This window comes from Pseudomaricurvus alcaniphilus (genome assembly GCF_011440395.1).
In the GTDB taxonomy this organism is placed as follows: domain Bacteria; phylum Pseudomonadota; class Gammaproteobacteria; order Pseudomonadales; family Cellvibrionaceae; genus Pseudomaricurvus; species Pseudomaricurvus alcaniphilus.
On record NZ_JAAOIX010000012.1, the window covers coordinates 162,091 to 185,278 of the forward strand.

The 23,188-nt window shown below is 57.0% G+C and carries 21 protein-coding genes; 10 read left to right on the plus strand and 11 right to left on the minus strand.

The window, feature by feature from the left end; all coding sequences use genetic code 11:
• The first annotated feature begins 17 nt into the window (after positions 1-17).
• Positions 18-518, plus strand: coding sequence for a hypothetical protein (locus tag G8764_RS19995; RefSeq protein WP_166167287.1), 501 nt, complete (start codon positions 18-20; stop codon positions 516-518).
• Between the two features lie 29 nt (positions 519-547).
• On the opposite strand, the gene G8764_RS20000 is transcribed toward G8764_RS19995, so the two are convergent.
• From G8764_RS20000 to G8764_RS20030, 7 genes are all read right to left on the minus strand, one after another.
• Positions 548-1,324 carry a hypothetical protein gene (locus G8764_RS20000; RefSeq protein ID WP_166167290.1) on the minus strand — a complete coding sequence of 259 codons (777 nt, stop codon included), beginning with the start codon at positions 1,322-1,324 and terminating at the stop codon, positions 548-550.
• Entirely contained in the window at positions 1,311-2,612 is a 1,302-nt protein-coding gene (locus G8764_RS22370) for a tyrosine-protein phosphatase (protein ID WP_207951992.1), read from the minus strand. The genes G8764_RS20000 and G8764_RS22370 overlap by 14 nt, the downstream gene beginning before the upstream one ends.
• Positions 2,613-2,627: 15 nt before the next feature.
• On the minus strand, positions 2,628-4,835 hold the full coding sequence (locus tag G8764_RS20010; protein ID WP_166167293.1) for a GumC family protein: 2,208 nt from the start codon (positions 4,833-4,835) through the stop codon (positions 2,628-2,630).
• Positions 4,835-5,443, minus strand: coding sequence for a polysaccharide biosynthesis/export family protein (locus G8764_RS20015; protein WP_166167296.1), 609 nt, complete (start codon positions 5,441-5,443; stop codon positions 4,835-4,837). The genes G8764_RS20010 and G8764_RS20015 overlap by 1 nt, the downstream gene beginning before the upstream one ends.
• Positions 5,444-5,457: 14 nt before the next feature.
• On the minus strand, positions 5,458-6,684 hold the full coding sequence (locus tag G8764_RS20020) for an outer membrane beta-barrel protein (protein ID WP_166167301.1): 1,227 nt from the start codon (positions 6,682-6,684) through the stop codon (positions 5,458-5,460).
• A gap of 502 nt (positions 6,685-7,186) precedes the next feature.
• Positions 7,187-7,798: a hypothetical protein gene (locus tag G8764_RS20025; protein ID WP_166167304.1), complete on the minus strand. Its 612-nt coding sequence runs from the start codon at positions 7,796-7,798 to the stop codon at positions 7,187-7,189.
• Positions 7,799-7,821: 23 nt separating this feature from the next.
• A complete protein-coding gene (locus G8764_RS20030; RefSeq protein ID WP_166167307.1) occupies positions 7,822-8,241 on the minus strand; it encodes a 3-phosphoshikimate 1-carboxyvinyltransferase in 420 nt (139 codons plus the stop codon).
• 282 nt (positions 8,242-8,523) lie between these two features.
• Between G8764_RS20030 and G8764_RS20035 the strand changes: the two genes are divergently transcribed.
• From G8764_RS20035 to G8764_RS20050, 4 genes are all read left to right on the plus strand, one after another.
• Positions 8,524-8,973, plus strand: coding sequence for a GDP-mannose mannosyl hydrolase (locus G8764_RS20035; protein WP_279538478.1), 450 nt, complete (start codon positions 8,524-8,526; stop codon positions 8,971-8,973).
• A 134-nt stretch (positions 8,974-9,107) separates the two neighbouring features.
• A complete protein-coding gene (locus G8764_RS20040) occupies positions 9,108-10,529 on the plus strand; it encodes a DUF945 family protein (protein WP_166167310.1) in 1,422 nt (473 codons plus the stop codon).
• A gap of 34 nt (positions 10,530-10,563) precedes the next feature.
• Positions 10,564-11,070: a M48 metallopeptidase family protein gene (locus G8764_RS20045; protein ID WP_166167313.1), complete on the plus strand. Its 507-nt coding sequence runs from the start codon at positions 10,564-10,566 to the stop codon at positions 11,068-11,070.
• A 187-nt stretch (positions 11,071-11,257) separates the two neighbouring features.
• The gene (locus G8764_RS20050; RefSeq protein WP_166167316.1) at positions 11,258-12,250 is read left to right on the plus strand and encodes a transposase; all 993 of its coding nucleotides are present in this window, start codon (positions 11,258-11,260) and stop codon (positions 12,248-12,250) included.
• Positions 12,251-12,751: 501 nt separating this feature from the next.
• Here G8764_RS20050 and G8764_RS20055 read toward each other — a convergent pair.
• Positions 12,752-13,486 (minus strand): OmpW/AlkL family protein, encoded by a 735-nt coding sequence (locus G8764_RS20055; protein ID WP_166167319.1) that lies wholly within the window; start codon positions 13,484-13,486, stop codon positions 12,752-12,754.
• A gap of 273 nt (positions 13,487-13,759) precedes the next feature.
• Between G8764_RS20055 and G8764_RS20060 the strand changes: the two genes are divergently transcribed.
• Positions 13,760-15,115, plus strand: a complete 1,356-nt coding sequence (locus G8764_RS20060) for a UDP-glucose dehydrogenase family protein (protein ID WP_166167322.1) — start codon at positions 13,760-13,762, stop codon at positions 15,113-15,115.
• 50 nt (positions 15,116-15,165) lie between these two features.
• On the plus strand, positions 15,166-16,167 hold the full coding sequence (locus G8764_RS20065; protein WP_166167325.1) for an NAD-dependent epimerase: 1,002 nt from the start codon (positions 15,166-15,168) through the stop codon (positions 16,165-16,167).
• 48 nt (positions 16,168-16,215) lie between these two features.
• Here G8764_RS20065 and G8764_RS20070 read toward each other — a convergent pair whose 3' ends face one another.
• The 3 genes from G8764_RS20070 to ilvY all read right to left on the minus strand — a co-directional run bounded on the left by G8764_RS20070 (position 16,216) and on the right by ilvY (position 19,697).
• Positions 16,216-16,968, minus strand: coding sequence for a sulfite exporter TauE/SafE family protein (locus tag G8764_RS20070; protein WP_166167328.1), 753 nt, complete (start codon positions 16,966-16,968; stop codon positions 16,216-16,218).
• 36 nt (positions 16,969-17,004) lie between these two features.
• Complete coding sequence (gene argS, locus G8764_RS20075; RefSeq protein ID WP_166167331.1) at positions 17,005-18,738, minus strand: arginine--tRNA ligase; 1,734 nt, start codon at positions 18,736-18,738, stop codon at positions 17,005-17,007.
• An 86-nt stretch (positions 18,739-18,824) separates the two neighbouring features.
• Positions 18,825-19,697 (minus strand): HTH-type transcriptional activator IlvY, encoded by an 873-nt coding sequence (gene ilvY / locus G8764_RS20080; RefSeq protein WP_166167334.1) that lies wholly within the window; start codon positions 19,695-19,697, stop codon positions 18,825-18,827.
• Between the two features lie 63 nt (positions 19,698-19,760).
• On the opposite strand from ilvY, the gene G8764_RS20085 reads away from it, so the two are divergent.
• From G8764_RS20085 to pssA, 3 genes are all read left to right on the plus strand, one after another.
• Positions 19,761-20,009 (plus strand): hypothetical protein, encoded by a 249-nt coding sequence (locus G8764_RS20085; protein ID WP_166167337.1) that lies wholly within the window; start codon positions 19,761-19,763, stop codon positions 20,007-20,009.
• 79 nt (positions 20,010-20,088) lie between these two features.
• Positions 20,089-21,105 (plus strand): ketol-acid reductoisomerase, encoded by a 1,017-nt coding sequence (gene ilvC, locus G8764_RS20090; protein WP_166167340.1) that lies wholly within the window; start codon positions 20,089-20,091, stop codon positions 21,103-21,105.
• 271 nt (positions 21,106-21,376) lie between these two features.
• The gene (gene pssA / locus G8764_RS20095; protein ID WP_207951993.1) at positions 21,377-22,558 is read left to right on the plus strand and encodes a CDP-diacylglycerol--serine O-phosphatidyltransferase; all 1,182 of its coding nucleotides are present in this window, start codon (positions 21,377-21,379) and stop codon (positions 22,556-22,558) included.
• The last annotated feature ends 630 nt before the right edge of the window (positions 22,559-23,188 follow it).

Sequence of the window (23,188 nt, forward strand, 5' to 3'; positions counted from 1 at the left end):
ATTGTTAGGGCTTGATTATGGCCAGCATGTTGTTTTTTGATTCACTGCGACGCCCGCTGAATGTAGTGAGACGACTCGCGCTGGGCACGCTGCTTTGTGTCGCCCTCGTCCCGGTTTACGCGGGGGAGGGCGATATTCCCTACGCCCGGGAGGCGGGCCAGTTAGAAGGTATCTGGCAGGGGGGCGCACCGCCCATCAACAAGCGTATGTCGGGCATCAATACCTACTACCGGATTAACTCGGCGGAGCAGCCGGAGCAGTTAGAAGTGCTGTTGCACTTTGAGGGCGCCGTGGCCAGTGATGCTTACGTGGAGATCAAAGCCATTGACGGCGCTGTTATTCAAGCGCCGGCCAAACACAGCCGTTGGAAATTAAAGCCCGGCGTCGCCTCTGAGATTTCGCTGCTGCTGCAGGTTCCCCCCCATGCCCCGAGCTACCTGGCGCTATACACTTATCAAAACGGCAAAAGCGCTGCACGCGCAATAGAACTTAAGGATCAGTGGCGTCGCAGTGATTGATTGTGATCAAGCTAAAACCTGAGTGGCCATCAAAGCCCGTGTTCTAAACAGGCGTTTTTAATGGCCGGGTAGCGGTCGGTAACCGCGCCGGTGCAGAGCAGGGGCCAGCCGTTGTATTGCCGCACCAGGTCGAGGATGGGTTTTGGCTGGCGCGGCAGGGCGCGGTCGATGGTGAGCAGGGCGCTTTCTTGGGTCGCTGGTTCCAGTGACTGCCAGGTTTCCAGGCTCAATTCCGTGACGAACAACTGGGCGTCGTAAAACCAGGGCCCGTATTTGGCGACATTCTGCAGGGCCTGCTGGTAGATGGGGCTGTGGAAGTGAAACAGCCGGTATTCGGCCAGCGCGATATCCCACCAGTAGTAAGCCCAGGTCGGCCTCAGTTTGGCGGCCTGCTGGTGGTGGTAGAGGGTTTCTCGCCCCAGCGCCTCGATGTCTTCGACGGTGAGGCTCTTGTCGTTCAGTTTGAAATCGTAAAGCCGGCCCAGGTTGGCGTAATAGACCGGGTTGCCGGGGGCGAGGGCCTGGGCGCGCACCGAGTTGTGCAACACCGCTTGCCATTGTTCGGGTGGCGGTACGAAAGTGGTTTCGGCACCGGCGTCTTCCAGGGCGTTGGCGCTGCGCTGCCAATCGTCCATCAGCTGGCTGGCGGGCAGGGCGTAGAGCCAGGCCATGCCTTCTTGCACCGCGCTGGTGAGCTTGTAGCCCAGCAACAGCATCAGCAACACCACGGCGCCGATGACCGCCGGTGATTTGCGCGTGGTTGGCAGTGCCGATGACCCGCGAGTGCGTTGGCTAGTGGGTTTCATAGGTGACTTGCTGCAGGTGTGCAATCAGGCCGCTGGTGTCCTCGTAGTTGTCCACCAGCTTGAGCAGGCCGATCAGTTCTTCCACCAGGCTTTTTTGCAGTGTGTGTTTGAAGCGGTTCCTGAATTCCTGGTAGGCCTCGTTGCGCGCGTCCTGGATGATGCCGGCGATTATGCTGCTGCGCACATCCATGGTTAGCGCTTGCTGCAGGCGCCGGGCGAGGTCCAGTTGCAGGCCATCGCCAAAGCTGCGGCGCATGCTCGGGAGCAGTTCTTTTTCCAGGTCGAGCAGCAGCTTGTCTTGGAGAAACTTCTCAATGGCGCCGGGCAGGGCCGCATCGATTTGCCGCTGGATTCGGTACTGCAGTTCATTGTCGGAGATGGCGTGGAAGCTCTGCTCGAAATCCGCCTGGGGGGCGGCATTTTCATTGCCCGCCGGAGCGCTTGGCCGGTAGGGTGGCGGCGCGCTTGCCGCCGGGTTCGCAGTTGCCGCCGGGTTTGGAGTTGGCGCTGGCTTCGGGGCTGCTGTAGGGGGCGCGATCGGCTGCGGCGCTGCGGCCGGCTGCTTTTTAAATTGCGACCGGACGATGGACAGTGGCAGCCGATTGACCATGTCATCCGCCGCCTTGTGGCCGACAATGGCGGTGGCGGCCTCCAGGCCTTCCCTCAGCATGGGGGCGCGACCGTTGAGATTGTGGGCGTCGGTGGCCAGTACGATCGGCGCGCCGCACTGCAGCAGCTGGATGGCCCGCTGGTACGCTTTGTCGCCAAAGCGGTTAGCCACGGAGGCGGCGGTCAGTTGCAGGATGCAGCCCATTTCAATAAAGGGGGTGATTTTATCGACGTTGCGCATCACGTCCTTGTTGCGCTCCGGGTGGGCAATAATCGGCCGGATCTTGTGGTCCAGTAGCCGTTGCACCAGGTTGTCGGCGCCGGGGGGCATGTGGCTGTGGGGGAATTCCAGCAGCATGATCTTGTAGCCGTCCAGCTCGCCCAAAAACGGCACCTGATCGCTTTCCACCAGTGACAGGGTCTCCGCGCCCAGTCGCACTTCTGCGGCGAAGCCGATGTGCAGCGGGATGCCCGCCTGCTTCAGGGCGCGGCGGAAGTTGGTGGTGTGGCGGGCGATGCCGGCCTTGGTGTTGTCGTGCCGGCCCGGGTGCAGGTGCGGGGTCATAATGGCGCAGTGGATGCCATTGGCCACCGAGGCCCGGGCCAAATCCAGGGCTTCTTCCATGGTGCCGGCGCCATCGTCTATGCCGGGCAAATAGTGACAGTGGAGATCAATCATAGTGTCTGTTCCGGCTTAGGCTGGTTGCGACTCATAGGACTCGTAGTATTTGCCATAGCCATAGTCACTGTATTTTTCGGCTTTGCGGATATCCAGTTGATTCAACACCACGCCAGTAATGGGGGCGTTGATGGTGTTGAGGTGGTCGAGGCCAACCTTGATCTGGTTGCGCGAGGTGGCGTCGGCTTTCACCACATAGACCACGGCGTCTGCCAGGGTGGAGAGCACCCGGGCATCGCTCACCGGCAGTACCGGCGGGCAGTCGATAATGATGCGGTCGTATTCGGCGCGCAGGGATTTCAGGGTGCTGTTGAGCTTGCGCGATGACAGCAGCTCCAGCGGGTTGTGGGGTATCAGGCCGGCCACCAGTACGTCGATCTGCTCGTCTTCCAGGTGCACTATGGCCTCTTCCAGGGTGGCGTTGCCGGTCACCAGCTCGGACAGGCCGGCGTGGTTGCGGGCGATGCTGAATTCCTTGCCAATACTGGGGCGGCGCATATCGGCGTCGATCAGCAGGACCTTTTCCATTTGGCCGAAGGCGTAGGCCAGGTTGACCGCGGTGGTACTCTTGCCCTCGCCGGAAACCGAGGAGGTCACCAGGATGGTTTTGTAGGGGGTGTCCAGGCTGGTGAGGGAAATGCCCGTGCGCACGGTGCGTATGGCCTCGCTGAAGCCGTGCTGCTTGCTGTCAAAAAACAGGTGGCCTGCGGATGACTCTTTGCCCTTCATTTTGACCAGCGGCACCATGCCCAGCAGCGGCTGTTTGATTTTTTCTTCCACGTCCTGGACGCTCTTGATGGTGTTGTCCAGCGCTTCCAGCAGGAAGGCGGCGGCCACGCCACCCATGAGGCTGACCATAAAGGCGAGCACCACGATCAGCTTTTTCTTCGGCTTGATGGGGTTGGTGGGTGTGATGGCCGGGGAGATGATGCGGGCGTTGGCCGACTTCAGGTCATCGGTTTGCGCGGTTTCGCGGATGCGGTTGTAGAACATGTCGTACAGGGCGCGGTTGCTTTCCACTTCTTGCTGCAGGGCGCGGAACTGGGATTCCTTGCGGCCAATATCGTGGTAGTTGCCTTTGGCGGCGGTCAGGGCCGCGCTGATTTCCTCTTCCAGGTTTAACGCGTCTTCGTAGTGGGTCTTGATCGACTCCATGACGCTGCGGGTTTGGCGGGCGAGGTTTTCATTGGCGGCCAGCAGCTCGGTTTGGGCGGCCAGCATCTTCGGGTGTTTGGGGCCGTAGCGCCGGCTCAGTTCTGCCACTTTGCTCTCGGCACTGGCAATGGCCTGGCGGAAGCTCTTCACCAGCGGGTCGCTCATGACCGCGGGCACGGAGCTCAGTTCGGCGGCGGAGGCGTTCTGCAACTGGCGCACCTGCAGGTAGGCGGTCTTGGCTCGGGACAGTTCGCTGCGCACCTGGATCAGGCGGGTGCTCAGCTCATCGATCTCTTTGGCGGGCAGGGATTGCAGCCCGTCCACATCGACAATTCGTTCCCGCTCGCGAAACTCCTGCAGGTTGGCCTCGGATTTTGCCAGCGCCTGCTTCAGGTCTTCGACCCGGCGGGTCATCCACGAGGCGGCGGTCTGGGTCATGTCGACCCGGGCATCCATCATGCTCTCGATGTAGGCGGTGGCGTGGGCATTGGCGATATTGGCGGCGAGCCTGGGGTCTGATGACTGGTAGTTCACGTACACCAGTTGGGTTTTGCGCACCGGTTGAATGCTGAGGTTGGCGAGATACTCGCCGGTGGCGGCGATGGCGGGGTCGGGCGCTGTGGTGTCGCCGCTGGGAGTGCTGGCGGACAAACTGAACGGCAGCAGTGAGCGCCAGTTGAACCCGCTTTTTTCTTCCGGTTTGAAGGTGGGGTGGTTGGTGAGGGCGAGGCTGTCCACCACCCGCTCGGCCAGCGGCCGGGATTTGAGAATCTCGAACTGGGTTTCATAGTATTGCTGGGCGCGGGTATCCAGGCCGTAGACTTCCTCGATGGAAACCACGTTGGCGTTTTGGGATTCGATCAGGATGGTGCTGGTGGCCTGGTAGATGGGGGTCATGGCCGACACCACCAGCATGGCGATCACACTCACTACCGCGGCGAGGCCCATAATGGGCCATTTTTTACGGTTGATGGTGTTCCAGTACTGGCGCAGGTCGATGACTTCTTCTCTGTTCCAGTCTTCCTGGATATGAGTTTGTCTCAGCGGAAATTCTCGAAAATCATTCATTAGAAGAAGCTTCTGTCGACGGTGATGATATCCCCAGGCAGGACGCGTTCGTTGCCGCGGATGCCGGTGAGGGTTTCGCTTGGGTTGCTGGCGCGCACCAGGGTGAAACGGCTGCGCGAGGCGCGTTCGGTAAAGCCACCCGCCAGGGCGATGGCTTTTTCAATGGTGAGTGAGGGCTGGTAGGGAAAGCCGCCGGGCCGTTTCACTTCACCGTTGATGAAAATAGGGCGGTATTCTTCGATGGATACGGTCACGTCCGGGTTGATCAGGTAGTCGCCGCGCAGGCCCTTGGTGATCAACTGCTCCAGCTCCAGCACACTTAACCCGGCCACGTTCAGCTCGCCGAGCAGGGGGTAGTTGAGGTTGCCGCTGTCATTGAGGGCGAAGCTCATGCTCAGGTCCGGCTCGCCAAACACCTGGATAACAATGTGGTCGCCGGCGCCCAGTTTGTAGCGCGAGTCCGATGGCTGCGCCAGGGCGCCGGCCGAGCCCGCTGCCAGCCACAGCGTCAGCGCGGTCAGCAGCAGGGCGATGAGTCTTCCTGGCTGCAGTGGTTGTGGGCGTGCAAAAAATGCCGCCAGCCGATTGTTTGCAAGTGTGGAAATCATAGAGGTTTGGCCCGTTACAGCGAGAGGTTGACGGAAAGCTTGTACAGTGTGCGATCGTATTGCAGCCGTTCCAGGTTGCTGTCGCGATCGCTGAAGTTGGCGCCCAGCTGCAAGGAGAGCCAGCGCTGCCAGCGGTATTTGACGGCTATGCCATAGCCCATGCTCTGTTCGTCGCGATCGTTACCGATAAAGGTTTCGTCGACGTAGCTGGCGTCAATTTTGGTGCCGATGCGATCGGTCCAGTCGTGGTTCCAGTGGATCTCGTAGCGGCGCACGTCGATAAAGTTGCCGTCGCCATAGGCTTCCTCTTCTTCCCGGGCGGCAATGATATCCACGTGGGAGTAGCTGCGCGGTGACCAGCGCATGTCCAGCTCCCAGTCGAAGCCGGAGAAGTCGCCGCGGGCCTGGTCATCAAATTCCCGCTGCACATGGCCGAGCTTGAGGGTGCCGTTGGTGAGTTCGGTGATGTCCCAGGTGGCGCCGAACAGGTAGTGCCGGGTCTGGCTGTCGAGGCTGGCGCTGCCGGGGCGGTCCAGCGCGTAGGCGTTTTTGCTGGCCCGCACTTCAAACAACAGCGAGGTGGCCGGCAGGGCCCGGTAGTAAAAGGTCGCACTGGCACCGGTACTGTCGTAGTCGCGATAACGGGTGCTGGCGCGTTCGTTCTGGTAGGCGACATCCAGGTAGTTGGCGGCCAGCACGATGCGGCCGATAGAGCCGCGGGAGCCGTAGGCGTATTCGCCTTCATACAGGGTCTTGTCGACCTGCAGCGGTGCGTCGATGGAGGGGTTCTCGGGGTCAAACCCTTCACTGGAGCCTGTGCCGCGCTCTTCGTGGTTCATGGCGTAGTTGGCGCTCAACAGGACGTGGTGGCGCAGGCCCAGGTTGAGGTCGGCGCCGGCGTTGAAGTTGTGGTCTTCGTAGTCATCGTCGCTGCTGTCCAGGTAGCGGCCATAGTCGCCGCTGTAGCTGAGGGCGTAGAGCTGGCCACCGGTTTCCAGCGCGGTGGATAGGGACGGTTTGACGTAGGTGACCCAGGAGTCCACCTCGTTGCTGGCGCTTTCGAAAATGTTGTCGTCGTAGGCCACCTCGGCGCTCAGCAACGGCAATATTGAAAACGGCCCCCGGGTAATGGTCGCCGGGCCGGTGTCATCCGCCGACTGCGCCTGCAGCAGTGCGCCATGGCTGGCGAGCAGGCACCCCGCAGCCAGGACGAGTGTTGATCGGATCTGATCCCTAGGCAAAGCAAACCTCCCTGGTGAGCGCTTTCTGCTATGGTCTGGTGTTCTAGGCTCTGTGCATTCGAGTGGCCTATGGATTCGTTACGCCGGCGCGGGAGTGCGCGCTGATAGTGGCGTGAGACTTTCTATATGGGTCGAGTCTAGCCCAGCGGGACGGAAAAGGTATGACCCAAATGGGTTATCAGGGTGGGGGTTTTTGGGCCCCGCGAAAATGGGGACGGAGGGATTATTTTTTGATCAGTTGATGTTGGTTATAGCGTTAGTGGGTGGCAGGCAACGGTGTTTATTGAAATAACTCTTCAATAAACACCCAGACTCTTCAATGTGACTCTTCAATGGACACCCACGTTAGCTCGGGGCTCTTATATGGACACCCATGCTAGCTCGGCGCGAAAATGGGGGCGGGATTATTTTTTGATCAATTGATGTTGGTTATAACGGTAATAGATAGCAGGCAACGGTATTTATTGAAATAGGGCTGGTAAAACCGTGGTCGGCCCCTGGTTCACTCATCGTCCAAATACAGGGTGAGCGCCCGTGTTAGAGACGACAGGAAGGCCACCTGTCTGCGGTTGCGAATCATGCGCAGTACGTACCAAATCAGTACATACATACCGGCGAGCCAAATCACCCCGACAATTCGGTTGATCCAGGCTGGGTCTAACAGGCCGTGCAGCAGTTCGGTAAACAGGTTGCCGGAATCATCGGCGGAAATCAGGCTTATCAACCCCCACCAGACGCTAATAGCACTCATCAACAGCGCCGCAGTACCCAGCAGTGAGCGACCCAGGATTGCCATGGGATGGTGATCGCCGGTAAGTCCGCTTAACTCCATCGCGGTCAACCTGTTGTAGCGGCGCAGTTGGCTTTTCTCATACTCTGGAAAGAAGCGCCACAAAGTTACCAGATTGCGAGCATCCTCATAGAGGGTGCTTTCAAATTTCTGGTACACCGCGGGCTGGCCGCGGTCGTCACGATAGTTGTCTTCCACGCCGGTGCGGATATGCCTGACGTCAGGGTGGTGTTTGGAAACCCGGTTTTCTGTTAGAAAGGTCCGTGCATCGCTAAGAAACTGCAGAAAATCTGCCGTTTGGCTTGTCTTTGCTGCGTGAGTCATGACGGGTTTCCGGGGCTATGTGCTTAGAACTGACCTTTAAACCAGCCCCAAATGCCGAGCGAAAAGTTGGGGAACAGGTTAATACCCAGAGCTGACTTTATCAGATAAAGCACCAGTAATCCGGTCAAGACCGATACCAGTAATACCGTGCCGATGGCGAGGGTCTTGGCGAGCAGTGATATTTGCTGCTCTGAGCGCGTCAGTTGGCGGCGGTTTTTGCCCAGTAAAATGACATAGTAGAAGCGTTTGGGCACCAGGGGGATGCGTAGCGTGCCCCTCAAATCGACGCTATGGTTACCCCAGGTCTTGGCGCCAAATACGGCTTTTATGTGGGCGAGTTGTTCTTCGTTAAAGCTTTCAGCGACCTCTTGCGGCACCCGCGACAGGAAATTGTTGATGACCGTTTGGTCTTCTGTCGCGAACTCGTGGTGCGGTTTGTTCATGTGTGTTTACTCTGAAATGTCCTTTGATTGTTAGTCTATGGCAGATTTCAGGTTTTTTCCGGGTTTAATTAGTGCTTCTTAAATGGACACCCATGTTTAGCTGCATCAATTGTTAAATGGACACCCATGTTAGCTCAAGATACATTATTGCCCTTTCGAGAGTTTTCGTAGATTCATACTGGCAAGGGACGCTGCTGATGAAAGTTGCATTCGCAGAAAGGGCAGTGCTCATGCCGGAAAAACGTTTAAGCCGACTGGAAGTCACCGCTTGAGGAGTGCGTTTTGAAATTACCCATAGACACATTTAAGACCATCATCGCCAATACACCGCTTATCTCCATGGACCTGGTGGTTTATAACCTCGCAGGCCAGGTGCTCCTGGGCGAACGGCTTAACCGCCCTGCCCAGGGAAGTTGGTTCGTGCCGGGTGGTCGGATTTTAAAGGATGAGCATTTTGACCAGGCATTCAAGCGTTTGACCCAGGACGAATTAGGGGTTGAATGCACGTTGCAGCAGGCTGACTTTTTGGGGCCCTTTGAGCATCATTACCCTGACAACTTCACCGGCACTGATTTTTCAACTCACTATGTGGTGCTCGGTTACAAGTTGCTGCTGGACTTGTCTCTGTCGGAACTGCCCTGTGCCCAGCATGGCAGCTACCAGTGGTTCGATCCGCAGGCCGCGTTGGCGTCGGACAAGGTACACCTGCATACGAAGTGGTATTTGGAGTAATCGACCAATTGCGAATAATTGCTGATTTCATTGCGAAATAGCTTTGTGTCACAATAGTCGTTGCATGGATGCAATGTGTATCCTTACGCTCAGTCAGTGATTTACAGGAACTACTACAAAACCAAGGATACAGCATGAAAAAACTCGGCCTGGGCATTGCTGCCCTTATCATACTGGTGGCGGCCGTCGCTCCCAAGTTCGTTGCCAGCTCCATCGACACCCAACTGCATGAAATAGTTACGCGGATTAGCGATCACCCCGGCTATGAGGCTGAATTGGTTGAAATCTCGCAAGGCTGGTTTGGCACCCAGGCCAAAATCAAGCTCACGGCGGATCTGGCTGCATTTGGAGCTGATGCCGACAGCCCAGCCTGGAAAGATATGTCGGAACTGGCGGTTATGCTGGACGTCAATGCTGGGCACGGTCTAATCTTAACTGGTGAACAGCCAGGCCTCGGATGGGTAGACTGGCTGGTGGTAATCCAGGGTGACGCTTTGCGCGGGCGCTTGGAATGGCCCGCGGAGCAGCCATTTTATCGCTTTTTAGGTACTACCGATCTTTTGGGTAAGACCCACTACCAAGATCAGATTTCAATGTTTAGCGCGCAGAATAGCGATAATACGGTTGAGTTTTCGTTTAGCGGTCTGAAGGGTACGGGGCTGGCCAGTAAGGAAGGTCTCGCGTACCGAGGCGTGGCTGATAGTTTTACGGTGGTGTCTGATCGGAGCGATTTCAAACTGCAGCAAGCCAGCCTGGATGTGACCATGGAAAGCGACTGGTTGGCCGCTATAGAGGAGGGCTTGTATAACTCTGCGGCCAGGTTCGATATTGCTCATATTGAAGTCAGCCAGATGGAGACCCAGCAATATGGCAAGTTGGATGGTATTTTTGTCACTTCGAACTCGGTTGTTTCTGCGGATAAAACCCTGGCTGATTTCAAGGTGAGTTATGGCCTCAAGGCGTTTGAAGTCAATCAATATCAGGGTTCGGATCTGGGGTTGGATGTTGAGATTAACCGTGTCAGTGCGGACTTCGTAAAAGCCTACCGGGAATTCGCGCAAGCGAACGTTGGTTTGCCGGCAGAAGAGTTGCAGGCAAATACCCGGCAGTGGCTTAATCAAAATCTGCTGGCTCAACTGCAGGTTAATCCAGAGGTCAAAATTACCAGTCTGCACGGTACCTTGCCCGAAGGTCAATTCAGCAGTAATGCGCGCGCTGGTGTGATCGATATTGATAGCCTGCCGGACACGCTGGAAGATAAGACTTTTGGCTTCGAGTATATGCTGGTCAATGGCAATGTTAGTGCCGAAGAGCAAGTGGTGGATTTGGTAGCGTCTTTGTTTATGTCTTCGCAGCTCAAGGCCAATCCACAAGCCGCAAATATGCCAGAGGAGCAATTCGCGCAGATTGTTGCGATGCAAACTCCGGTGATGATTGACAGTATGGTTGAGCGCGGCTTCCTGCAGAAAACGGCGACGGGTTACAGCGCGGACTTCAATATACAAGACGGCAAGGCGAAAATTAATGCGCTGGAAATTCCGTTGGCTCAGCGGTAATTCGCCGCAAGTAATTTGAAAAAGGGTAGCCAAAATGATCGAGCTTAAGTACCTCGTCGGCTACCCTGAAGACACTCTGAGGCAAGTTCAGGAGGTCATAGCTGACGGCAGGCTGAGCGACATTCTGCGCAAAAAGTACCCATCTACCCATGACGTACGTAGCGATAAACAGCTGTACGATTTCGCCATAAGCTTGAAAAACCGGTACATGAGTAACGCGCAACCGCTCAATCGCGTGGTTTATGATGCGAAGATCAAAGTTATCCAGCATACCCTGGGGCAGCATCACTATATTGCTCGGGTGCAGGGCAGAAAGATTAAAACCGCTAACGAAATAAAGATCGCAAGCCTGTTTAGAATTGCCCCGGAAGAATTTTTAAGAATGATTGTTGTGCATGAATTGGCACACTTTCGGGAAAAACAGCACAACAAAAGCTTCTATCAGCTGTGTCGCCACATGGAGCCACAGTATCATCAATACGAGTTTGATTTGCGCTTGTATCTTACCCATTTGGATTTGTTCGGGGAGCTCTATTTTTGAGCTGTATATTGATTCTTAAGCATATTGCCGGTTCAAATTATCTAGACACCCATAACAATTATCTAGACACCCAAGTTATTTTTAATCAAGACACCCACATTATTTTATAAATCACACTTTTATCCGATGGCCATGCGGAGCTATCGCGCTATAAATGCATCAGTCGATAATTTTCAAGGATGACTCGATGCCAACGCCACGCAAAACCCTCATTGCCCTTGAAGCAACACCTTACTATCACTGCGTATCGCGTTGTGTGCGCCGGGCCTATCTCTGCGGCAAGGACCAGGCTACAGGCGCCAGCTTTGCCCACCGCCGCTTTTGGATTGAAGAACGACTGCTGCAACTGACCGATACCTTTGCGATTGATGTCTGTGCCTACGCAATTATGTCAAACCATTATCACGTGGTTTTGCACGTTGACAGGGAATCAGCTGAGAGCTGGGATCGTGCCGCCGTCATAAATCGCTGGCATAGGCTTTTTAAAGGCAATCCGTACAGCCAGGCCTTTGTTCAGGGGAAAAACTTGTCACCGGCAGAAATTGGCATCCTGAATCATTACGTTGATATCTGGCGTTCGCGCCTGATGGATATTAGCTGGTATATGCGGGTTCTCAACGAAGGTATTGCGCGCCAGGCAAACCGGGAAGATGAATGTACCGGCCGCTTTTGGGAGGGTCGATTCAAATCCCAGGCATTACTGGATGAAAAAGCGCTGGTGGCGTGCATGGCGTACGTCGACCTGAATCCGGTGCGTGCTGGTCTGGCAGTAACCCCGGAGACTTCCGCCCATACCAGCATCAAGACACGGTCAGCAAAAGCAAAATTGTCAGGCTCCCCCAATCACCCCAAACAACAAGCTCGCCAATTGATGCCCTTTGCTGGCAACCCCCGTGCGGCCATGCCCCATGGATTACCTTTTCGGCTTACCGACTATATAGAACTGATTGATTGGACCGGGAGAATTATCAGGCAAGACAAGCGCGGCGCGATCCCCACCAATGTTCCTCCAGTCTTTGAGCGCTTGAATATCGATCTACAGCACTGGCTTTACTCGACCAGGCACTTTGAAAGTCGATTTAAGGGGCTGGTGGGTGCGGCACGCATGTTGAAACAGGTTTGCCGGCAGCTCGGGTATAAGCGAACGCCCGGAATCGGCAGTGCGCTACTACTGAGTTAAATGCTGCGCTTGGTAAAGCTTATAACTTCCTTTCACTCCGGTTGACGGCCGGCTGCTCGTTCCGCTGTATCTTCTACCTGCTGCATCTCTATTGCTTAAAGTTTCTGAGTTCAGTATTTGAAATACTTGGCTATTCAATGACTTCGTGGATGAGTACCAGGGTTGCACTAGCGTGGGTGTCTGGTTAATCGGTTTGGGATGGCTGTCTGGTTAAAAAATAAGTATGGCTGTCCAGTTAAAGGTCGTCCAGTTAAAGGTCCTCGGTTAGTATTCGAGTTCTTTAAAGATGGGTGTCCGTTCTACTATCGTCCGTTCTACTATCGGTTCTACTATCGCTACTAATATGGCTGTCCAGTTAAAAAGTCGATTAAAAAGGCTGTCCAGTTAAAAAGTCAAAAAATCAAGCACACCCAACACCAAACAACTCCCCGCAAAGGGAGCTAAAACAAGGCGCGCTGGTCAAAAAATAATCCCTCCGTCCCCATTTCAGCTCCCTACCGGCTAGCGGAACTTATAACCGATATTGACCTGGTACACCCAGGGATCGATTTCCACATCATCGACGGTGATGGTTTTTCCCAGCGCGGAGTTGAAGGTGGCGTCGGTGTTGATGTCGATCCAGCGCACGGAGGCGTTCAGGTGCCAGTTCTTGTCGAGGCTGTAGTCGGCGCCGAGTTGCAGGGCCAGGCCGAGGGAGTTGTCCAGTTTCAGCTTCATAGGTACGGGGCCGGATGCGCCGGCGAGGGTGCCGGTGAGGGCTTCCAGGTCGGAGTCGACGTCTTCTTCGAAGAAGATGGTGTAGTTCAGGCCTAGGCCGGCGTAGGGCTGGAAGGCTGAGCCGCTGTCGGCGAAGGGGTAGTAGACGGCGGAGAGGGTGGGCGGCAGGTGCTTGGCTTCTGCGGCATCGACTTTCAGGCCCGGGGAGTAGCCGTTGAGGTTGGCGCTGATGTCGTGCGTAAACGGTGTGGATGCCAGCAGTTCAATGCCCAGCTTGTTGCTCAGCATATAGGTGATGGTCAGGCCCGGTTGGGTGTTGTCGTCCACTTGTGCTTCGGTGCCGGCGATCGGCGCGATGTCGAGGGCCGGAATGGCCACGCCGTCACTGCTTTCGTCCGGTGCCACGGTGGCGAGGCCGGCGCGCACGAAGATGTCGCCCGCCTGGTGGGCCAGTGCCTGGTTGGCAGTGAGTGACGCGGCAATTGCGGTTGCCATCGATAAGGCTTTAATACAGGTCATTGCAGTACTCTCTGTAAAGTTTGAAGGTCGAATAAATTCGTCTGGAAGTTGGGGGGGCGTATTAGAGCGCATAGCCTTTATGGGGCATTTGATCTGGATTAAGTGCAGGTAAGATAAAGTCACCTTATGGGGTAGGCAGCAGTGCTGGCGTCGCTGCCGGCCGCAGGGTGGTTCTGGTTGCTATAACAATGCTATTCTACGGCCCATAAACCCCTTATCCGTGCCCGGGCCTGGCGCCCAGGGGCAATCGTTTATCCAGAAGGAATTCCAACCATGAAAATCACTGTATTCGGTATTGGCTATGTGGGCCTGGTGCAGGCCGCTGTGCTATCCGACGCAGGTCACGATGTCTGCTGTGTGGATGTCAATGAGCGCCGCATCGAGGATTTGAAAAAAGGCATTATCCCCATCTATGAGCCGGGCTTGACCCCGCTGGTGGTGGAAAACTACGAGGCCGGTCGCATTGTGTTCACCACCTCCGCCGAGGAAGGGGTGAATTTTGGCGATATCCAGTTTATCGCCGTGGGTACCCCACCGGATGAAGACGGCTCGGCCGACCTCAAGTATGTGCTGTCCGTTGCGGATGCCATCGCCACTCATATGCAGAGCCCCAAGATCGTGCTGGATAAGTCCACGGTGCCGGTGGGTACTGCCGACAAGGTGGCCGCGGCCATGGCCAGGCGCCTGGCGGAGCGCGACGCCGAGATCGACTTCGCGGTGGTTTCCAACCCGGAATTCCTGAAAGAGGGGGCGGCGGTGAACGACTGCATGAGCCCCGACCGGATTATCGTCGGTATCCGCCCCGGTGATGATGCCGAGAAGATTGAAGCCACGATGCGCGAGCTCTACGCGCCCTTCAACCGCAATCACGACCGCATGATATTTATGGATGCCCGCAGCGCCGAGCTGACCAAATACGCGGCCAACTGCATGCTGGCGACGAAGATCAGCTTTATGAACGAAATGGCCAATATCGCCGAGCGCGTGGGGGCGGATATCGAGCACGTGCGCCACGGCATCGGCTCCGACTCGCGTATAGGCTACCAGTTTATCTACCCGGGCTGTGGCTACGGCGGCTCCTGTTTCCCCAAGGACGTGCAGGCCCTGATCCGCACCACCGATGGCATCCAGTTCAATTCGGAAATTCTCAAGGCGGTGGAGTCGGTCAACTATCGCCAGAAGGGCAAGCTGTTCGAGTACATCAATCACTATTTCAAGGGCGATATCTCGGGCAAGACCTTTGCCGTCTGGGGTTTGTCGTTTAAACCCAAGACCGACGATATGCGCGAAGCTTCCAGCCGCACTTTGATGGAGGCACTGTGGCAAGCCGGTGCCAGGGTGCAGGCCTATGACCCGGAAGCGATGGAAGAGTGCCAGCGGATCTACGGCGATCGCGACGGCTTGAGCCTGATGGGCACCAAGGAGGCGGCGCTGAAAGGGGCCGATGCGCTGGTGATCTGTACCGAGTGGCAGAGTTTTCGGGCGCCGCAGTTTGACGCCATCAAGCAGCAGTTGCGCAGCCCGGTCATTTTTGATGGCCGCAACCTGTTCGAGCCGGAGCGGCTGGCGGCCAAGGGCATCGATTACTACGCCATTGGACGCGGATTGTCCGTGCAGTCTGTGTTGTAGTAGTTGTTGTTGAAGTAGCTGCAGAAACCGTAGATACGGGGCAAAAGGCAATGAAGTACCTGGTTACCGGCGCCGCCGGATTTATCGGCATGTATACCGCCCAGCGGCTGCTGGCTGCGGGCCACGAGGTGGTGGGGCTGGATAACCTCAATCACTACTACGAGCCGGCCCTGAAGGACTACCGGCTGGCGCAGTTGCAGTCGCTCGACCGGTTTCGCTTTGTGAAACTGGACCTGGCCGACCGCGCCGGCGTGGCCGAGTTGTTCCGGGTGGAGCAGTTCCAGCGGGTGATTCACCTGGGGGCCCAGGCCGGGGTGCGCTACTCCATCGAGGCGCCGTTTGAATACGTCGACAGCAACCTGGTGGGCACCATGACCATCCTTGAGGGCTGCCGTCACAACCAGGTCGAGCACCTGGTGTACGCATCCTCCAGTTCGGTGTACGGGGTCAACCCGAAGGTGCCTTTCTCCACCACGGATGGTGTCGACCACCCGGTGTCACTCTACGCGGCCACCAAGAAATCCAACGAGTTGATGGCCCATTCTTACTCCCACCTGTACGGCATTGCCACCACCGGCCTGCGCTTTTTTACCGTCTACGGCCCGGCCGGCCGCCCGGATATGGCGCCCTGGTTGTTTACCGAGGCGATCCTCAAGGGCGAGCCGATCAAGGTGTTTAACCACGGCAAAATGCAACGGGATTTCACCTACGTGGATGATATCGTCGAGGGGGTGATTCGCATCCAGGATGTGGTGCCCGGCGCCACGCCGGACTGGCAGGGGGTGGACCCGTCCATGAGCCACGCCCCTTACCGGGTCTACAATATCGGCAACAACCAGCCCATTGAGCTGGCGACCTTTATCGATGCCATCGAGCAGGCCTGCGGCAAGACCGCAGAAAAGATTATGCTGCCCATGCAGCCCGGTGATGTGCCACGCACCTACGCCGATATCGGCAGCCTGACCGAGGCGGTGGGTTTTAAGCCGGCCACGGACATTTACATCGGTATGCAGAAGTTTGTCGATTGGTATCGGGAGTATCGGCAGATTTGATCACAGCTCGCGGCAGCCAGCTGCTGCCGTCTTGTCACTGAGCTTGGCTTACAGCGCCCCGCTGACGCCATCCCACAGCAATTTCACACCCACCACGAACAGAAAGAAGTAACACAGCCGGTAGACTGTGGTTTCGTCGATCTTGTGCAGCAGGTAGTAGCCCAGGCGCACGCCGACCGGCGCCAGGGGCAGCAGCACCAGCGAGGTCATCAGGTTGGTGTGGTCAAACTGGCCGAGCCAGGTGTAGGGAATCAACTTGACCAGGTTGACGACGGTAAAGAACACCGCAAAGGTGCCCATCAGCAGCTTTTTTTCCATTTGCTGCGGCAGCAGGTATACGCTCATGGGGGCGCCGCCGGAGTGGATGCCGAAACTGGTGAAGCCGGAGATGGTACCCCAGAAAGTGCCTTTAACCAGGCTGGGCTTGCTGCCCCCGGGACTGGCCGGTCGAAACCAGTAGTCGAGGCAAAACAGCACCACGATCACGCCGACCAGGATGCGAATGGCGTCTTCCGAGAGGTAGCGAAAGGTAAAGGCGCCGATGACAATGCCGGCGATGGCGCCGGGCAAGGTCAGTTTGATGTTGCGTTTGCTCCAGCTGCCGCGAAAGCTCCACAGGGCGACCATATCCATGGCCACCAGCAGGGGCAGCAGGATGGTCGCCGCCTGTACCGGCGAGATGACCAGGCTCATCAGCGGCACCGAGATCACCGCGATACCGCCGCCGAAGCCCCCCTTGGCCATGCCGAAGATCAGCACAGCGGGGATGGCGCAGAGATAGAACAGGGGGTCGGTGATCATGCTGGGCTAAGCAAGTCCTTTGCGGGGGTTGGGTAGTTACATCTTTTCCATGGTATCGATACCGAGCAGGTCCAGGCCTTTGTGCAGGGTTCGAGCGGTTACCCGGGCGATGGCCAGGCGGCTGCCGCGAGTGGCCGGATCGATATCGCTCTTCAGGATCGGGCAGGCTTCGTAAAAGCGCATAAACAGACTCGCCACCTCGTAGAGATAGGTGCAGAGCACGTGCGGGTAGGCCTCCCGGGTAACCTGCTCCACCACTTCGGTAAATTGCAGCAGCTTCAGGGCCAGCGCCTTTTCCTCGTCGGTTTCAATCTGGACTGCAGTTTCAACACCCTGCTCCCCGGCTTTGCGGAAAATACTCTGGATACGGGTGTAGGCGTATTGCAGGTAGGGCGCGGTGTTGCCTTCAAAGCTGAGCATGGAATCCCAGTTGAAGATGTAGTCGTTGGTGCGGGTCTTGGACAGGTCGGCGTATTTGACCGCGCCGATGCCGACTTTTTCCGCCACTTCGACTTTTTCTTCCTCGCTCAGGTCCGGATCCTTGAGGGCGATCAGGGCGGCGGCGCGCTCCACCGCTTCGTTCAGCAGGTCGGCCAGCTTGACGGTGCCGCCGCTGCGGGTTTTGAAGGGCTTGCCGTCACTGCCCATCATGGTGCCGAAGGCGTGGTGTTCGAGGCTGATGGACTCGGGCACAAACTTGGCCTTGCGGGCCAGGGTAAACACCTGGTTCATATGCAGGGATTGGCGGGCATCGATAAAGTACATGATGCGGTCGGCCTTGAGGATGTTGGCGCGGTAGCGCAGCGCGGCCAGGTCTGAGGTGGCGTAGAGGTAGCCGCCGCCCTGCTTCTGGATAATCACCGGGCTGGGTTTGCCCTCCTTGTCGGCCAATTCTTCCAGAAACACCACCTGGGCGCCCTGGTCTTCCTGGGCCAGGCCGAGCTTTTGCAGGTCCGCCACCACCCGGGGCAGGTCTTCGTTGTAGTAGCTCTCGCCGCGCACATCCTCGTCGCTGAGGGTGACGTTCAACTGCTGGTAGATCTCGGTGCTGTGCTTGAGCGAGACTTTCTTGAACTGCTCCCACAGGTAGAGGATGCGCTCGTCGCCGGATTGCAGCTTGACCACGTAATCGCGGGCCCGGCGGGCGAACTCTTCGTCTTCATCGAAGTGCTGTTTGGACTGCTGGTAAAAGGCTTCCAGGTCCTTGAGGGCAAATTCGGCCACTTCGCCGTCGTCAATTTCTTCTTCCAGCTCAGCGATCAGCATGCCGAACTGGGTGCCCCAGTCGCCCACGTGGTTTTGTCGAATCACGTTGTGGCCCTGGTACTCCAGTGCCCGCACCAGCGCGTCGCCAATGATCGTGGAGCGCAGGTGGCCGACGTGCATTTCCTTGGCCAGGTTGGGGGAGGAGTAGTCGACCACCACGGTTTGTGGCTGGGCTGCTTTTTCCTGCCCCAGGTTGGGGTCGGCCAGCAGCTGCGAGGTCATCTCGCTGAGCCAGTTGTTGGCCAGGTGGATGTTGATAAAGCCTGGCCCGGCAATCTCGATCTTGTCCGCCACACCGTCCAACTGCAGTTGCGCGACGATGGCTTGGGCCAGTTCGCGGGGGTTGGTGCGCATGGCCTTGGCCGCGGCCATGGCGCCATTGGCCTGGTAGTCACCGAAGCCGGCCTTGCGGGACGGGGCCAGGTGGGGGCCGTATTCGGCGGGGATGCCGGCGGCTTGCATGGCGTGTTGAACTTTATGGATCAGGAAATCGCGAACATTCATAATAATCTACAGCTGACAATAGCGGGGGTGGGTGCATTGAGGGGCGGGATTCTAGCGGTTTGAGGCCGAGAAGTCATATCCACTCGTCAATCTCCCCAGATAGCTTTGATTATAGGACTCTTCAGGCGCTTTTTCAGGGCGCAGAGGCCAACATCGAAATCCCCGGCCGCCGGTGCCGAGCCCAGCACCTGCACTTTGGCCACCAGCGGGCTGTTGTCGAGCACGATTTTCGGCACCACGCCGATGCCAAATCCGAGCGCCACCATGCTGACGATGGCCTCGTGACCGGCCACCTGGGCGTAGATCTTCGGCTCCACCCGCAGACGCTTGAACCAGTCGTTGACCCGCTCGCGGCCGATGCCTTCTTCCGACACGATCATGGGGGTGTCGCGCCATTCTCTAGCGCTGCCCGGTTGCGGGTTGGGCAGGGTGCTGCTGGCTTCGATGGGGCTGATAAACACCAGTGGCGAGACGGCGATGCGGCGAAAAGCCAGGTTGACCGGCAGCTTGTCCGGGCGGGCGACGATGGCGATGTCTTCGCGGCCATAGGTCACCCGGTTGATGCCCTGGGCGGGGTCGCCGGTGTGCAGCTTGAGTTCGATCCTGGGGTGGTGCTGGCGGAAGTCGCTGAGGATATCGTAGAGAAAGCTGTAGCTGGCGGTGACCGAGCAGTAGATGCTGATCTCCCCCTGCAGGTCGCCGCTGTCCTGGGTCAGGGATTCACGGAAGGTGTCCCAGTTTTGCAAGGTCTCGCGGGCGTAGGTTTGCAGCTTGCGGCCCGCCGCGGTGAGTTCCACCCGGCGGTTGTCCCGCTCGAACAGTTTGCTGCCGAGGTTCTCTTCCAATTGCTTGATGCTGCGGCTCAGCGCCGAGGGGCTGATATGGAGCTCTTCGCTGCTGCGCCCGAAATGCAGGGTCTCGGAGAGACTGAGGAATTGAGACAGGGTGCGTGTGTCCATGGCGGCTCCGTAGCGGCTGCGGTGGGTGTCGCTTTAGTAGTAGTGGGTGTCACTGTAGTAGTAGTGGGTGTCACTGTAGTAGTAGTGGGTGTCACTGTAGTAGTAGTGGGTGTCGCTTTAGTAATAATGGGTGTCGCTTTAGTAGTAATGGGTGTCGCTTTAGTAGTAGGTGTCGCTTTAGTAGTAATGGGTGTCGCTTTAGTAGTAATGGGTGTCGCTTTAGTAGTAATGGGTGTCACTGTAGCAGTGTTGCGTAAATGTAATCATAGTATTGCAAATAGTTCATTTTACGCAACGCGGGTCATGCAGTAGAATGCGCGCCGAATGCCGGATTGGGTGTCCAGGGTCGGAGTTTGACAAGACCCTCAAATTTGAATTTAGGAGATGAAGTATGAAAGTTTATTACGATAAGGACTGTGACCTGTCCATTATCCAGAACAAGAAAGTTGCGGTTATCGGTTACGGTTCCCAGGGCCACGCCCACGCCTGTAACCTCAAGGACTCTGGCGTCGATGTGACCGTCGGCCTGCGCGCTGCTTCCTCTTCTGTGGCCAAGGCCGATGCCCACGGCCTGAAAGTTGCCGATGTGGCTACCGCGGTCAAAGGTGCCGACGTGGTTATGATCCTGACTCCCGATGAGTTCCAGGGCCGTCTGTATAAAGAAGAGATTGAGCCTAACATCAAGCAGGGCGCTACCCTGGCCTTCGCCCACGGCTTTGCCATCTTCTACAACCAGGTGGTGCCGCGCGCTGACCTGGACGTGATCATGATCGCCCCCAAGGCGCCTGGTCACACGGTTCGCAATGAATTCGTCAAGGGCGGTGGTATCCCTGACCTGATCGCTATTTGGCAGGACGTTTCTGGCAACGCCAAGGAAGTTGCCCTGTCTTACGCCAGCGGTGTGGGTGGCGGTCGTTCCGGTATTATTGAGACGACCTTTAAAGACGAGACCGAAACCGACCTGTTTGGTGAGCAAGCGGTACTGTGTGGCGGCGCCGTTGAGCTGGTTAAGGCCGGCTTCGAGACCCTGACTGAAGCGGGTTACGCTCCGGAAATGGCCTACTTCGAGTGTCTGCACGAGCTGAAGCTGATCGTCGACCTGATGTACGAGGGCGGTATCGCCAACATGAACTACTCCATCTCCAACAATGCGGAGTACGGCGAGTATGTGACTGGCCCCGAAGTCATCAACGAAGAGTCGCGCAAGGCCATGCGCAATGCCCTGAAGCGAATCCAGAACGGCGAGTACGCCAAGATGTTTATCGCCGAGGGTATGACCAACTATCCGTCCATGACCGCTTATCGTCGCAACAATGCGGCTCACCCGATCGAGCAGGTGGGCGAGCAGCTGCGCTCCATGATGCCGTGGATCGAAGCCAACAAGATCATCGATAAAGCCAAAAACTAGGGTTTATTGACTCTTGTGACAAAAAACGCGGCCCTGGCCGCGTTTTTTTTGGGGACTCGAAAAGGGCTGCCCGACAATAGCTGCCCGAAAATGGCGGCCAGGTTATGACCGCTGGGTTATGGCGGTTAATTAGTCATGGTTAGAGCCGGAGCTTTTGGGGCCAACACGGAAACGGCGCTTTTGTCGCTGGCCGCTAGGCAGTATGATTGGTGCAGTCCAACATAAGCTTGGTCCAGTCCAATAAAAGGGTCGCATTTCTGCGCAGTAATCTATGAAAGAACAACAAAACAAGGGCGTCGACAGTTCGGGGGCCGGCAATAAGCAGGCCGATGTCATTCAGCCCAGCGCTATTCAGTCCGATAAAGGTGAGTCCGACAAGGCCCAGCCTGAAAAGGTTGAGTCCGGACAGGCACAGCCCGGCAAGGTTGAGACCGCCAAGGTTCAGGCCGCCAAGGTTCAGGCCGCCAAGGTTCCGTCCGACAAGGCTCAGTCCAGCAATATTAAGCCCGATAGTCGTCCAGCAGGCAGCGAGCAGGCCGGCAGCGGCACTGGGGATACTGCTGATGCCGGAAGCAAAGATGCCGCAGGCGGGAGCTCCGGCGGCAAGGACTCGGGAAACAAAGCGCCAGGAAACAGAAATCTTGGCGCCAGCGTCAAGAAGCTGCGGGACGGAACCTTGATCGATGAGAAGCTGATTCCCATTGATGAGCACGAAGAAGTCGTCAACGAAAATGGCGAGAGCGTCAGGCGCAAGGGGGTTTACCTGCTGCCCAACCTCTTTACTACAGCGGCACTGTTTTTTGGCTTCTACGCCATTATGTCGGCGCTGTTGGGCAATTTTGAGGCGGCGGCACTGGCGATTTTCGGTGCCATGGTGTTTGACGGCCTCGATGGCCGGGTGGCGCGGTTGACCAATACCACCAGCGAATTCGGGGTCCAGTACGACAGCCTGTCGGACATGGTTTCATTTGGTGTGGCGCCGGCACTGGTGATGTATTCCTGGGCGCTGGTGGATCTCGGCAAGTTCGGCATCGGTGTGGCGTTTGTCTACGTTGCCGGCGCGGCCCTGCGGCTGGCCCGGTTTAACACCCAGGTGGGGGTGGTGGATAAAAAGTACTTTATTGGTTTGGCCAGTCCGGCGGCGGCAGCGGTGATTGCCGGTATGGTCTGGGTGGGCTATGACGTGGATATGTCCGGTCGGCCTTCCGTAATCGCCGGGATTGTTACGGCGCTTATGGGCCTGTTGATGGTTTCCAACGTCAAGTACACCAGCTTCAAGGATCTTGACCTGCGCGGCCGGGTCCCGTTTGTGGTGATGCTGGCAATGGTGTTGGCGTTTGGCGTGGTGTCGGTGCACCCGCCGTTGATTCTGTTGCTGTTGTTTGGTGCCTATGCCTTGTCCGGGCTGGTGGCCTGGATTTGGTCTGTTTACAAAGAGCCACCACCGTCCTGATGCCAGTGGGGGTGCTGTTGTTGGCTGCAGCTGCGGCCACCTCCCCCGACTGGCGCTATCGATCTGCTGTAAAATTCACCAATTTGCCGGTCTGGTAAACGCTTTTTGCGGAGGCGGCAATTTCTTTGCGAAAGTTGCTAAAAACAGGTTGCGAGGCCCGGGCTGCATCGGCATAATGCGCCTCCCTCGAATATGAGGGGCCGGTAAAAAGGCGCGGGCAATCAACCGCTTAAGCCAAATTTTTACCTGGCGCAGGCCGCAAAAAGAAAGTTTTAAAATCTTCTTGCAAGGCCACAAACGGTGCGTATAATGCGCCGCTCTCGACGACAGAGACCCTTGAGTCAGTCGCCGGGGCGAAGCGGAAAGCCAGGTGATTTTTACGGTTTTCCAGCGATCATTTAAGCTGCTGAGATTGACGCAAATAAATGATTGACAGGCTTCAAGAGGTGCGTATAATTCGCATCCCACGGTTGAGGGAGGGCTTCTGAGGAGGCACTGAACGGAACCGGAAAATACAGTATCAGCCGAGCGCGGTACTGGCTATTTAACAAGTTAATCAAGCAATGCGTGTGGGCGCTTGCGGGATGGTGATGCGAACATAGCATTATCATTTGCAAGTGACCTAACAAT

Coding starts and splice junctions, on each gene's coding strand:
- G8764_RS19995 (WP_166167287.1), top strand. CDS start 18: ATGGCCAGCATGTTGTTTTTTGATTCACTGCGACGCCCGCTGAATGTA.
- G8764_RS20000 (WP_166167290.1), bottom strand. CDS start 1,324: ATGAAACCCACTAGCCAACGCACTCGCGGGTCATCGGCACTGCCAACC.
- G8764_RS22370 (WP_207951992.1), bottom strand. CDS start 2,612: ATGATTGATCTCCACTGTCACTATTTGCCCGGCATAGACGATGGCGCC.
- G8764_RS20010 (WP_166167293.1), bottom strand. CDS start 4,835: ATGAATGATTTTCGAGAATTTCCGCTGAGACAAACTCATATCCAGGAA.
- G8764_RS20015 (WP_166167296.1), bottom strand. CDS start 5,443: ATGATTTCCACACTTGCAAACAATCGGCTGGCGGCATTTTTTGCACGC.
- G8764_RS20025 (WP_166167304.1), bottom strand. CDS start 7,798: ATGACTCACGCAGCAAAGACAAGCCAAACGGCAGATTTTCTGCAGTTT.
- G8764_RS20030 (WP_166167307.1), bottom strand. CDS start 8,241: ATGAACAAACCGCACCACGAGTTCGCGACAGAAGACCAAACGGTCATC.
- G8764_RS20040 (WP_166167310.1), top strand. CDS start 9,108: ATGAAAAAACTCGGCCTGGGCATTGCTGCCCTTATCATACTGGTGGCG.
- G8764_RS20045 (WP_166167313.1), top strand. CDS start 10,564: ATGATCGAGCTTAAGTACCTCGTCGGCTACCCTGAAGACACTCTGAGG.
- G8764_RS20050 (WP_166167316.1), top strand. CDS start 11,258: ATGCCAACGCCACGCAAAACCCTCATTGCCCTTGAAGCAACACCTTAC.
- G8764_RS20055 (WP_166167319.1), bottom strand. CDS start 13,486: ATGACCTGTATTAAAGCCTTATCGATGGCAACCGCAATTGCCGCGTCA.
- G8764_RS20060 (WP_166167322.1), top strand. CDS start 13,760: ATGAAAATCACTGTATTCGGTATTGGCTATGTGGGCCTGGTGCAGGCC.
- G8764_RS20065 (WP_166167325.1), top strand. CDS start 15,166: ATGAAGTACCTGGTTACCGGCGCCGCCGGATTTATCGGCATGTATACC.
- G8764_RS20070 (WP_166167328.1), bottom strand. CDS start 16,968: ATGATCACCGACCCCCTGTTCTATCTCTGCGCCATCCCCGCTGTGCTG.
- argS (WP_166167331.1), bottom strand. CDS start 18,738: ATGAATGTTCGCGATTTCCTGATCCATAAAGTTCAACACGCCATGCAA.
- ilvY (WP_166167334.1), bottom strand. CDS start 19,697: ATGGACACACGCACCCTGTCTCAATTCCTCAGTCTCTCCGAGACCCTG.
- ilvC (WP_166167340.1), top strand. CDS start 20,089: ATGAAAGTTTATTACGATAAGGACTGTGACCTGTCCATTATCCAGAAC.
- pssA (WP_207951993.1), top strand. CDS start 21,377: ATGAAAGAACAACAAAACAAGGGCGTCGACAGTTCGGGGGCCGGCAAT.